11 protein-coding genes and 2 pseudogenes are annotated in these 11,479 nt (G+C 54.1%); 9 read left to right on the top strand and 4 right to left on the bottom strand.

Features of this window, described 5'->3' with window-relative positions; translation table 11 throughout:
• Together ABJQ89_RS20010 and ABJQ89_RS20005 are read right to left on the bottom strand one after the other, a co-directional pair.
• Nucleotides 1-156 (bottom strand): annotated as a pseudogene (locus tag ABJQ89_RS20010) (lipoyl synthase); the annotation flags it as partial.
• A 127-nt stretch (nucleotides 157-283) separates the two neighbouring features.
• Nucleotides 284-1,393: a DUF6456 domain-containing protein gene (locus tag ABJQ89_RS20005; protein WP_348497914.1), complete on the bottom strand. Its 1,110-nt coding sequence runs from the start codon at nucleotides 1,391-1,393 to the stop codon at nucleotides 284-286.
• A 212-nt stretch (nucleotides 1,394-1,605) separates the two neighbouring features.
• Here ABJQ89_RS20005 and ABJQ89_RS20000 point away from each other — a divergent pair, with 212 nt between their 5' ends.
• The gene (locus ABJQ89_RS20000) at nucleotides 1,606-1,893 is read left to right on the top strand and encodes a DUF6477 family protein (RefSeq protein ID WP_348497913.1); all 288 of its coding nucleotides are present in this window, start codon (nucleotides 1,606-1,608) and stop codon (nucleotides 1,891-1,893) included.
• On the opposite strand, the gene ABJQ89_RS19995 is transcribed toward ABJQ89_RS20000, so the two are convergent.
• Nucleotides 1,890-3,437, bottom strand: coding sequence for a trimethylamine methyltransferase family protein (locus tag ABJQ89_RS19995; RefSeq protein ID WP_348497912.1), 1,548 nt, complete (start codon nucleotides 3,435-3,437; stop codon nucleotides 1,890-1,892). The genes ABJQ89_RS20000 and ABJQ89_RS19995 overlap by 4 nt on opposite strands.
• A gap of 155 nt (nucleotides 3,438-3,592) precedes the next feature.
• Between ABJQ89_RS19995 and ABJQ89_RS19990 the strand changes: the two genes are divergently transcribed.
• On the top strand, nucleotides 3,593-4,276 hold the full coding sequence (locus ABJQ89_RS19990) for a helix-turn-helix domain-containing protein (protein ID WP_348497911.1): 684 nt from the start codon (nucleotides 3,593-3,595) through the stop codon (nucleotides 4,274-4,276).
• Here the strand turns inward: ABJQ89_RS19990 and ABJQ89_RS19985 are convergent.
• On the bottom strand, nucleotides 4,213-4,602 hold the full coding sequence (locus tag ABJQ89_RS19985) for a VOC family protein (RefSeq protein ID WP_348497910.1): 390 nt from the start codon (nucleotides 4,600-4,602) through the stop codon (nucleotides 4,213-4,215). The two genes, ABJQ89_RS19990 and ABJQ89_RS19985, sit on opposite strands and share 64 nt — an antisense overlap.
• A 118-nt stretch (nucleotides 4,603-4,720) precedes the next feature.
• Between ABJQ89_RS19985 and guaA the strand changes: the two genes are divergently transcribed.
• The 7 genes and pseudogenes from guaA to ABJQ89_RS19950 all read left to right on the top strand — a co-directional run.
• The gene (guaA, locus tag ABJQ89_RS19980; protein ID WP_348497909.1) at nucleotides 4,721-6,295 is read left to right on the top strand and encodes a glutamine-hydrolyzing GMP synthase; all 1,575 of its coding nucleotides are present in this window, start codon (nucleotides 4,721-4,723) and stop codon (nucleotides 6,293-6,295) included.
• Nucleotides 6,296-6,410: 115 nt separating this feature from the next.
• Complete coding sequence (locus ABJQ89_RS19975) at nucleotides 6,411-7,286, top strand: DMT family transporter (protein WP_348497908.1); 876 nt, start codon at nucleotides 6,411-6,413, stop codon at nucleotides 7,284-7,286.
• Nucleotides 7,287-7,317: 31 nt separating this feature from the next.
• A complete protein-coding gene (locus tag ABJQ89_RS19970) occupies nucleotides 7,318-8,229 on the top strand; it encodes a DMT family transporter (protein WP_348497907.1) in 912 nt (303 codons plus the stop codon).
• Nucleotides 8,230-8,268: 39 nt separating this feature from the next.
• A complete protein-coding gene (locus ABJQ89_RS19965) occupies nucleotides 8,269-9,132 on the top strand; it encodes an ATPase (RefSeq protein WP_348497906.1) in 864 nt (287 codons plus the stop codon).
• Nucleotides 9,133-9,186: 54 nt separating this feature from the next.
• Nucleotides 9,187-10,104 carry a homoserine O-succinyltransferase gene (gene metA, locus ABJQ89_RS19960; protein ID WP_348497905.1) on the top strand — a complete coding sequence of 306 codons (918 nt, stop codon included), beginning with the start codon at nucleotides 9,187-9,189 and terminating at the stop codon, nucleotides 10,102-10,104.
• Nucleotides 10,097-11,047 carry an alpha/beta hydrolase gene (locus ABJQ89_RS19955; RefSeq protein ID WP_348497904.1) on the top strand — a complete coding sequence of 317 codons (951 nt, stop codon included), beginning with the start codon at nucleotides 10,097-10,099 and terminating at the stop codon, nucleotides 11,045-11,047. Before metA ends, ABJQ89_RS19955 begins: the two co-directional genes overlap by 8 nt.
• A 48-nt stretch (nucleotides 11,048-11,095) precedes the next feature.
• Nucleotides 11,096-11,479 (top strand): annotated as a pseudogene (locus ABJQ89_RS19950) (polyphosphate kinase 2); the annotation flags it as partial.

Here is an 11,479-nt window from a genome sequence, read left to right as displayed (position 1 = left end):
CACCAGCTTGTTGTCGCGCATGATATTGCGTGTTTCTTCATATCCCGCGCCAGTGGGCGCTTTCACGCGAATCCAGTTCGGCTTTTTCGGCTGCGGATTGTCAGGGCGGTGCGCCTTTTCAGGGTGGCGTTGCTCAGGAATGTTCAGATCACGCATGGGGAGGCCCTCGCTCAGAAGAGAATTAGGCCCTTGTAACACATTCCTTTTTAACTGCCAGTCAACTTTGCTGCATATCAGCCTTGCAAATGCGGCCCGCGCGCGGTGCGGCCCATGTCTTTAGTGCTCACCCAATAAGAACATCGCCCAGTTCGGTCTCATAGAAGACGCACAAGCGTTGGAGCGCAATACGCAGAACGATTTTACCTGACCGCGCCGACCATCCCATTCGCTTTTCCGTGCTTTCAAGACCCTCAAGAAAACAACAGCACTGCAAGGCGACATCGCCCAAACCTGGCCCTAGATACGAGAGTGCTTTTCCAACGCGATCACGGGCATCGCGCGGGGCAATATGCGCGCTGTCTTGGTCTGCGTCGCATTTTGGCGCAGCGGTCAAATAGCTCTGCCAATCCACACCGTCTTGCGGCCCCATTTGCGCCAGCTCAAAATCTTCGCGTAAACGTTCGGCCGCATTTACCAGAGATTCGTTCAAAAACGGCGCACCATCTTTTGCTTTGCGTCGAGATAAGGCCGTCACAGGCGATTCAACAACGCTATAGCGAATGCGGCGCTTCTTCGCGCTGTCAGTTCCAAACGCCATCGCGTCCGCTTCGTCCTGAACATCTGCGCTCGCGTCATAAAGCAAGGCCAATTCTGCCATTTTGGAGCGGCCCGATGCTGTGATCCGATACCGAGAGATACGCGCGGGTTGCGGGCATTCCACCCAATCATTTAACGCCAGAACCGAAACGAATTCGGCAGACACAGACGCCGTCTTGCTGGTTGCGCCACCGGCCGTTTCACGCACCACAACAGCCGTTTCCATGCCCTCAGCAACGGCCAAGACGGCCCCCGTTTCGCACAACCTGTTAAGAATGCGTAAAGTTTGACGGTCTAAATCAGGCGTGTTTGCGGATTGAATCGAAGTCGCAGACATATCGTTCATACAGGTGCTCTCCTTGGCGCGTGATTTCATATGGCCTTGGAAAAATTCAGAGCTTAACGCATGCAGCGCACGATCAACGAGAGGATCATCTCGGCGCACTTCGATCTTTCTGATCTGTCGCATCACAGTAGAGGCATGACAGCCAGAGCGACGCGCTAACTCACGAATGGTTAAACCTTCTTCCGTATGCGTGAGATAGCGTTGAACCGCCTCAGGAACCCACGCAGGGATCGGTGTTTTAGCGTCAGACAGACCCGCTGGGGCGAGGTGCATATGAGAAAGATGCGTCACGTAATTTGACCTTGTTATACACGGTTATATTCAGGATTTATCCACAACCTGAACGTTAATTGTTACCCAAAAGTTAACAATTATCGTCTGGTTAAGTATTGTTTCCAAAAGATAAACAATTCTAAACGTTGCGAACGCAAATCGGTGCAGCACCGCAACACAGCTCAAAGTTGCATATCGTATTTCTAGAAATTCGCAGCAAAGGAATACGCATGCTCGACATCAAAACACGACTCGCAAACCTGAAACGCCCGCAGCTTTTGTCAAAGGCCGCTCAACACGGCGTGAAAGACTATCGTCGCAAAACTCATTTGCCCCGTGTCTTGCAAGGGCCAATTCCTGCAAAACACCATGCTATTCTGGTTACCTTGTGTGATTTAGAAAACCATATCAACACGTTACGAAAAACGCGCGACGCTGCATATAGCGCCGCACGTCATGTCGAGGTGCTCATTGCCCTGATCGCTGAATATCAGCGTCACAGTGAAAAAGGTGCCTAGATAAAGGCGTCAGGCATCGATGCTTTCTTGGCGTTGATGTAGTCCTTCAGACCCTCTGCGATCCCGGGATCGAGTGCTGGCTGACGGTAATTTGCGAGCATCTGTTGCACACGCGCAGATGCCAGCGCTTGGGTATCACGCGCGCCGTCGTCCTGCCACGTCTCGAAGGGTTTGTAGTCAAACACATCCGTGCGCCAGAAGGCCTCTTTAAAGTTGGCCTGCGTATGTGCGCAGCCAAGGTAATGCCCCCCGGGTCCCACTTCTCGAATCGCATCCATGGCTTGAGCGTTCTCATCAACCGCCACACCTTTGGCGAGATGATGCAGAATACCAAGCTGATCGGCGTCCATGACAAATTTCTCGAAGGACGACACAAGACCGCCTTCAAGCCAGCCGCAGGCATGTAGCATGAAATTCACACCGCCAAGCAGCGCTGCATTATGCGTATGCGCGGTTTCATAAGCGGCCTGCGCATCAGGAAGCTTGGAGCCACAAAGGCTGCCACCAGAGCGGAATGGCAGGCCAAGACGGCGGGCCAACTGCCCTGCCCCATATAGAATATGGCTGGCTTCTGGCGTGCCAAAAGTCGGCGCGCCAGAATTCATATCGATAGAGCTCACGAACGCGCCAAAGATCACAGGCGCACCTGGCTTGACCAACTGGCTATAGGCAATGCCTGCCAGAACTTCAGCCAAAACTTGCGTCAACGTGCCCGCAACGGACACAGGCGCCATCGCGCCGCCGACGATAAAGGGCGAAATGATACAGGCCTGATTGTTCTGCGCATAGATTTCCATCGCACCCATCATCACATCATCGAATGTCATCGGTGAGTTGATGTTGATCAGCGAGGTCATCACTGTGTTTTCCTGAACGAAGTCTTTCCCGAACAGAATTTCGCACATCTCAACGCTGTCTTGCGCGCGGCTTGGTTCTGTCACAGACCCCATAAACGGCTTGTCAGACAGGGTCATATGCGCGTGCAACATATCCAAATGACGCTTGTTCACCGCGATATCCGTTGGCTCACACACCGTACCGCCAGAATGGTGCAGCCATTTGGACATATAGCCAAGTTTTACGAATTTGTTGAAATCGTCCATCGTCGCATAGCGGCGTCCGCCTTCAGCATCGCGCACAAAGGGCGGTCCATAAACAGGCGCACAGACCAACGTATTGCCGCCAATCACCACGTTACGCTCAGGATTGCGCGCATGTTGAGTGTAGCTCGACGGTGCAGTTTTGCACAAACGACGCGCCAACCCTTTCGGGATACGCACGCGTTCCCCTTCGATCATCGCGCCGGCATCACGCCAACGATCCAAAGCCGCTTGGTTGTTCACAAAGTTCACGCCGACTTCTTCTAGAATTTGCTCAGCGTTGGCTTCGATAATCTGAAGCGCTTCTTCATTCAGGATCTCAAAGTTCGGGATGTTACGTTCGATATACTTTGCAGTATCGAAGCTCACAGTTGTGCGCTCTGCGCGTCGCGCGGCCCCGCCGCCACCTCTTGCGCGCCGTGCGCGTGGTGCTGTTTCTGCCATGTGGTTAATCCCATCGAAATCTGAATTGCTGATTTCCTTAAAGATATCCCGTCTACAACACCGACCGTCGTGGAATTACGGCCTCTGAGGGGAAAAAACGACGCCCAAGCCGTCGTTGTTTGACTTTCCAACCGCGCTTTGTGAGTTTTGCGCGAATGAACGCAGTGATTTTAGATAAATGGTCGGTCCAAACTGATGCGGGCAAAACAAGCGTCATCCTGCCCGATGGGTGCTGTGATGTCATAGTCTCGAAAAGCGACGGACAAGCGCCCAACGTGAAGCTCAGCGCCCTAATGCGCGCGCCGCAAACCATCTATTCAGACCAAAATGCCTATATGACGGGCTATCGCCTCAAACCAGCGACTGAAATAGATATCGACGCCCTCAAAGACCTGCTGCACGACCTCCCGCCAGAGGAAGACTGCGCAGAGGTCATCGCATCCGCGAGCAGGACCGATCCCGATTTGGAAGAGGCTTTGAAGTGCCTACAAACAAGTATCGACACGATTGAAGGCACGACCAAACGGCTTGGCGTGCGCAAGCGCACCCTTCAACGTTTGTTCGCGGCGCATAACCTGCCAAGCCCTGTGTTCTGGCTCCAACTGGCCCGCGCGCGACGCGCAGGTCAGAAAATCGCGCTTGGCGCTCCTCTCGGTGACATCGCCTATGCCTCAGGATTCTCCGATCAAGCACACATGAGCCGCACCATCCGCGCGTTTTTCGGCGTCACGCCTACGCAGCTCAAAACCCGCGTCGATCTCACGTGGCAGTTCTTTCAGCCCGCGTTTGCAACGGGCGAACATATCTCAACCAAATTGCCATCCGGATCACTGACATAAGACACGGTCTGCCCCCACGGCATCTCGCTCGGCTCTTTGACAGATTTTGCGCCACTCTTCACGGCATGGTCAAATTTACCCGCCACATCATCGGTCTCAAACGCGATTTCAAAGATCGCTTTGCTCGGATCAGCCATGCCAACGCCTTGTCCCGTTTGCTCGATCAAAGCTTTTGAGGCAAAGGACAGCTTCGTCTCGCCCGTCTGCATCTCACCGAAATCCCCAGCCTCATGCAGAAAACCCCGTGTGAGACCAAAAGCCGCTTCATAAAACGACATGGTTTTTGCAACGTTCTCAACGTATAGAATTGTATAGCGAAATTTCATAACAGCGTCCTTTTGAATTGCTTAATCTCTGGATAATCCATCACGGAAAACCCGTCTTGAAGATTTGCGTCACCCAATCAGAATTGACCTTGCGCGCGCTCTGCCCTAGAGGACGACCATGACAGAGATATCCCATGACCGCCTTCTGATTATCGACTTCGGTAGCCAAGTGACGCAGCTCATTGCGCGTCGTCTGCGCGAACTGAATGTCTATTGCGAAATCCACCCTTACCAGAACGTCACTGATGCGTTTTTGGCAGAGTTCGGACCCAAAGCCGTGATCCTTTCCGGCGGTCCTGACAGCGTCACCCGTGAGGGCAGCCCACGCGCACCCGAAAGCCTGTTTAGTGCAGGTATTCCTGTTCTTGGCATTTGCTACGGTCAGCAAGTGATGATGCAGCAACTCGGTGGCAAGGTTGAAGGCGGCAAGATTTCTGGCGGCGGCGGCACAGCCGAATTTGGCCGCGCTTATGTAACGCCAGAGAACGAGCTTACCCTGCTGAACGGTTGGTTCGCGGATGGCAAAGAACAAGTCTGGATGAGCCACGGCGATCACGTCTCCGCGCTTGCGCCGGGCTTTGAAGTTTACGGCACATCGCCGAACGCCCCTTACGCAATCACGGCTGATCTCAAGCGTAATTTCTTTGCGGTGCAATTCCATCCAGAAGTCCACCACACGCCAAACGGCGCAATGGTCTATGAAAACTTCGTCAAACTGGCGGGTTTCACCGGCGATTGGACAATGGACGCCTACCGCGAAAAAGCGATCGAAACGATCCGCGCGCAGGTTGGTGACAAGAAGGTCATCTGCGGTCTCTCTGGCGGCGTTGACAGCTCGGTTGCCGCGGTTCTGATCCATGAAGCAATTGGTGATCAACTGACATGTGTGTTTGTCGATCACGGGTTGTTGCGCAAGGGCGAAGCGGACGAAGTCGTTTCCATGTTCCGCGACAATTACAACATGCAATTCATCCACGCCGAAGAACAGGAACTGTTCCTCGGGGAGCTGGAGGGACAAGACGATCCCGAAACCAAGCGTAAGATCATTGGCCGCCTCTTTATCGATGTGTTCCAGAAATACGCTGGCGAAATCGAAGGCGCTGAGTTCCTTGCGCAAGGCACGCTCTATCCCGATGTGATCGAAAGCGTCAGCTTCTCTGGTGGTCCGTCGGTTACAATCAAATCGCACCACAATGTTGGTGGTTTGCCAGAGAAAATGGGCCTCAAGCTCGTGGAACCGCTGCGAGAACTCTTCAAGGATGAAGTCCGCGCCTTGGGCCGTGAGCTCGGCCTGCCCGCGTCGTTCATTGGCCGCCACCCCTTCCCTGGTCCGGGTCTCGCGATCCGTTGCCCTGGTGAAATCACGCGTCAAAAGCTCGACATCCTGCGCGAAGCGGACGCCGTCTACATCGATCAGATCCGCAAGCACGGTCTTTACGATGAAATCTGGCAGGCCTTCGTGGCGATCCTTCCTGTGCGCACCGTTGGCGTTATGGGCGATGGCCGTACCTATGATTTCGCCTGCGCCCTGCGCGCGGTGAACTCTGTCGATGGTATGACTGCGGATTACTACCCGTTCACGCATGAATTCCTTGGTGAGACCGCAACGCGCATCATCAATGAAGTGCCGGGCATCAACCGCGTAACCTACGATATTACATCCAAACCTCCGGGAACGATTGAGTGGGAATAACACTCTAAACTTTTAAATAACGCCCGACACTTTGACAGGTCGGGCGTTTTTGCATTTAAAGCCATGAGCGAAGATGCCTTTATGCACTTCGGCAACGAAGAAAAGGTAGTTTTCAATGACATCGCCCACGCTGCGCGCGGCCACTTGGATGATCGGCGCGATCTTGTCCTTTTCTTTCATGGCCGTTGCAGGGCGTTGGTTGTCGGGCGGCTATGATACCTTCGAAATCATGCTCTATCGCTCCATCATGGGGCTGATCGTGGTTTTGATCGCGGCCAAAGCCTTTGGCACATTGGGTGAAGTCACACGCGAAAGCGCGCCGCTGCAGATTGTTCGGAACCTGTTTCACTTTGCGGGCCAAAACCTGTGGTTCTTCGCTCTGACGCTCATTCCTTTGGCGCAGGTCTTCGCGCTGGAATTCACCTCACCCATCTGGATATTGATCCTGTCGCCTATTTTCCTCGGTGAAAAACTAACGCGCCCTCGGATTGTCGCCGCTGTATTAGGCTTCATCGGCATTCTGCTCGTCACGCGCCCAGGCGCCACGCCCATCAACATCGGCGTCATCGCGGCCGCGCTCTCCGCGATCTGCTTTGCTATGACAGGCATGTTAACCAAACGCCTCACGCGCACAGAAACGCTGACCTGCATCATGCTGTATTTGACCGCTGTTCAAGCGGTTTTTGGGCTCATTTGCGCGGGGTATGATGGGGATATCGCCCTGCCCACTTTTGAAAGCGCGCCATTATTGGCCCTTGTTGGCCTTGCCGGTTTGATCGCGCATGTGTGCCTAACCAAGGCGCTGTCCATCGCGCCAGCCACTGTGGTGATGCCCATGGATTTCACCCGTCTGCCCATGATCGCAATCATCGCGATGTTCCTCTTTGGCGAACCACTCGACATTTGGGTCTTCGCGGGCGCGGCCCTGATTTTCGCGGGCAATTACTACAATATCCTGTCCGAAACCCGCAAAGCGCAAGTTACGGGTTGAAGCCGCCACCTTATGGGCGCACCAAACGCTCATGGCACAGGATAAAAACATCTCGCCCCTCGCATGGGGTCTTTTGGCACTGCTCGGATTAATCTGGGGCGGCTCCTTTCTATCAATCCGCATCGCATTGGACGAGGTTGGGGTTTTCACCTCCGTCGCCCATCGCACAGGCTGGGCCATGCTCATTCTTTGGGGCTATGTCCTGCTACGCGGCCTGCCCGTGCCAAAAGACCCGCGCATTTGGTTCGGCTTTCTGGTGATGGGATTGCTGAACAATGCGATACCCTTCTCACTCATGGCATGGGGGCAGTTGACGATTGAAACAGGCCTCACATCGATCCTGAACGCCTCAACCGCCATCTTTGGCGTCTTGCTCGCGGCCTGCTTCTTTGCCGATGAAAGCCTCAGCGTACGCAAGGGAATTGGCGTGCTCTTGGGCTTCTTTGGCGTTGCGACCGCAATCGGCTTGGAACATTTACTGGCATTGGACATTCGCTCCCTTGCCCAGCTCGCAATCATCGCAGGGACGATTTCCTATTCCTTTGCAGGGGTTTGGGCCCGCAAACGCCTGACGGGCCTCGCGCCAGAAGTCGCCGCAGCCGGCATGCTAACCGGCTCGACGCTCATCATGGTTCCAATGGCGTGGATACTTGAGGGACCAATCACGCTCGCGTTGCAGCCGATTACATGGCTCGCCATCGGCTATTACGTCGTGATCGCGACCGCGCTGGCCTATCTGCTCTACTATCGCATTCTGGCGATCGCAGGCAGTGGCAACCTGATGTTGGTCACGCTTCTGGTTCCCCCCGTCGCAATCTTGCTGGGCGCGCTGGTTCTAGGGGAAACCTTGCATACGCGTGCATATGTCGGCTTTGCCATCCTCGCGCTCGGTCTGATCATCTTGGACGGGCGCGCCGTTGACGCGTGGCGACGGGGCAAGTAGCTAAGCGTTAAGAACAGTTTAGCACTTAGGAGCAATCACATGCTTTACCCCTCTGCACAGGCTTGGCGAGACGCCGCGCAAAAACGCGTGTTGATTTTCGCCTCTTCCGGCCTTGGAAAAACCCATGTGTCCGAATTGCTTGCTGAAAAAAACTGGTTCCACTACTCCGTCGATTACCGCATTGGCACCCGCCACATGAGCGAACACATCATCGACAATCTCAAACGCGAGGCGATGAAAAACCCGTTTCTGAACGAAATGTTGATGCAAGATCTGATCCATTTCGGCGTGAACGTGCACGACCATGATTTGCGCCCAGTCGCGGCCTATTTGGGCAAACCCGGTGATCCATCAAAGGGCGGGTTGCCGATCAAAGAATACCAGCGTCGCCAGGATCAATTCCGCGCGGCCGAAATCGCTGCGCTGGAAGATACCAAATCCTTTATCGAGCGCGCGCAATCGGTCTATGGCTACGACAATTTCATCTGCGACACTGGCGGCTCCATCTGCGAATGGGTTGATCCGAATGATCCAAACGATCCGTTGCTGACGCAGCTTGCTGAAAACTGCCTGATGATCTGGATCAAAGGCAGCGATGCCCATACCGCGACATTGGTCAAACGCTTTGATAAAGAACCAAAACCCATGTCCTATCAGCCTGAATTTTTGGCGCGCGTATGGAGTGAATATTTGAGCAAAAACAACGTTAAAGAAGACGAAGTTGATCCAGATTCCTTTATACGTTGGACCTATGAACAGGCGCTAAATCACCGCCAACCGCGTTATGCTGCCATGGCAGAACATCATGGCATCACGATTGAAGCCGGCGATTGGGAAACGATCAAAGGTGAAAGTGATTTCGTGAATGTGATTGCCGATGCCCTTGCTGCCAAACTTGGCTAAGCCTACCTAAACAACAACAAACTCCGCTTTTCTAAGCCCATGAAAGACTGACCCATGCCCATAAAGCTTCCTTCCGACCTTCCTGCCTTTGACGTGCTGCAGCGCGAAGGCGTGATGGTGGTTTCAGAGGATCGCGCGGCGCGTCAGGACATTCGCCCGCTTCGCATTGGTTTGCTCAATCTGATGCCGAAGAAAATCCAGACGGAGAACCAGTTCGCCCGCCTGATCGGCGCAACGCCTTTGCAGATTGAACTGTCCCTGATCCGCATGAGCGAGCATAAAACGCGCAACACCGCAGCCGAGCATATGGCCAGCTTTTATCGCCCGTTTTCCGAGGTGAAACACGAGAAATTCGACGGTCTGATCATCACAGGCGCCCCGATTGAGCACATGGATTTCGAGGATGTGACCTATTGGGATGAGCTGAGTGAAATCATGGAGTGGACACAGACCAACGTTCATTCCACCTTTGGCGTGTGCTGGGGTGGCATGGCAATGATTAACCATTTCCATGGGGTCAAAAAACATGTGCTGGACAGCAAACTCTTTGGCTGTTTCCGCCATCGAAACCTTGCGCCAGCCTCGCCGCTGCTGCGCGGCTTTTCGGATGATTGCGTGATCCCCGTCAGCCGTTGGACCGAAATGCGCCAAGAGGAAATTGACGCAGCGGACGGGCTCACCACATTGCTCGCCAGTGATCATTCCGGCCCCGGTTTGGTGCAAGACCCAAAGCACCGTGCGCTCTATATTTTCAACCATTTTGAATATGACAGTGGCACGCTGAAACAGGAATACGATCGCGATATCGCCGAAGGCACGCCCATCAACGTGCCTGCGAATTACTATCCAAATGATGATCCTTCTGAGCCTCCGCAAAACCGCTGGCGCAGCCATGCGCATTTGCTTTATGGCAATTGGATCAATGAGATGTACCAATCTACCTTCTACGACATGGAAAAGATCGGTGCCTAAATTGGCCTTAGTTTTACTACTGTTGATCGCTGCATTTGCAGCGCTCACCTCTTATCGCGCAGGCGCCCGCGAAGCCCAATCCGAAACGGATTACCCGCCCGAGGGTCAAATCGTAAATGTGAATGGCCATAGCGTGCACGCAGTTGTGCGCGGCACTGGACCAGACCTCGTTTTGATCCACGGTGCATCAGGGTCAACGCGCGATATGACGTTTTCTTTGGCAGGACAGTTGGAAAAAGAGTTCCGCGTCATCGTCGTCGACCGTCCAGGCTTTGGCTATACGCCGAGGCTGCACAAAAACGGCGAAACGCTCGCGGAGCAAGCGGCATTGCTGTCTGCAGCGGTCGGGGAACTCGGCGCGGAAAAGCCAATCGTGATGGGCCATTCCTTCGGCGGCGCTGTCGCCCTTGCGTGGGCTGTGCATCATCCCGAAAACGTATCTGCGCTTGTCTTGTTGGCCTCACCCTCAAACCCTTGGACAACTCCCGTCGATCCGCTGTATCGCGTAACCTCCTCAACGCTTGGCGCTACATTTATTGTGCCGCTGATCACCGCATGGGTGCCCAATTCCTACATCGCCAATGCCTTGGAAAGTGTCTTTACACCCCAAGCCGCTCCGACAGGATATTCAGAACATTTCGGCCCCGGCATGACCTTGCGCCGTCACAGCATGATCGCCAATGCGCGCCAACGCATCCATTTATTGCCCGATATCAAAGCACTGATCCCGCACTACGGGGACATCAATGTGCCGACCGAGATTCTTCACGGCGATGTCGATACAATTGTGGGTCTGTCGATCCACTCTGATCTACTGGTCGATCAAATTCCAGATGCGCAGTTAACGGTGCTAGAGGGCATCGGCCACGCCCCCCAACATGTGTCCCAACCCGACGTCATCGCCGCAACTTTGCGCGTCGCTAAACGCGCTGGATTGCGGTAGCGGCGCTGCGCAGTCATAGTGCGTTTAAAGAATTGGAGAGAAAGCAAAATGGACCTGCCTTTTGATGGTGCGATAAGCACGTTTTTCGACGAAAAAGCCCCACAAAAGATACGCGACGCCATCAAACGCGCCGACAAGGATGATATCCTCGGTGGCTCCTATCCCCATTCTGAACGTATGAAGCGCAAAGCCTACGAAAAAGAGATGGAAGCACTGCAAATCGAATTGGTGCGTTTTCAAAACTGGGTGAATGAGACAGGCCAACGCGTCGCGATCGTTTTTGAGGGCCGCGATGCAGCGGGCAAAGGCGGTACAATCAAGCGGTTCCGCGAAAACCTGAACCCGCGCTCTGCAAAAGTCGTTGCGCTGTCAAAACCCACGGAACGTGAAGCGAGCCAATGGTACTTCCAACGCTATATCAATCACTTACCC

Origin of the sequence: Planktotalea sp. (assembly GCF_039984035.1) — a bacterium.
GTDB lineage: Bacteria > Pseudomonadota > Alphaproteobacteria > Rhodobacterales > Rhodobacteraceae > Planktotalea.
The sequence above is the reverse complement of the archived record's forward strand: the minus strand, read 5'-3'. Positions and strand labels throughout refer to the sequence as shown.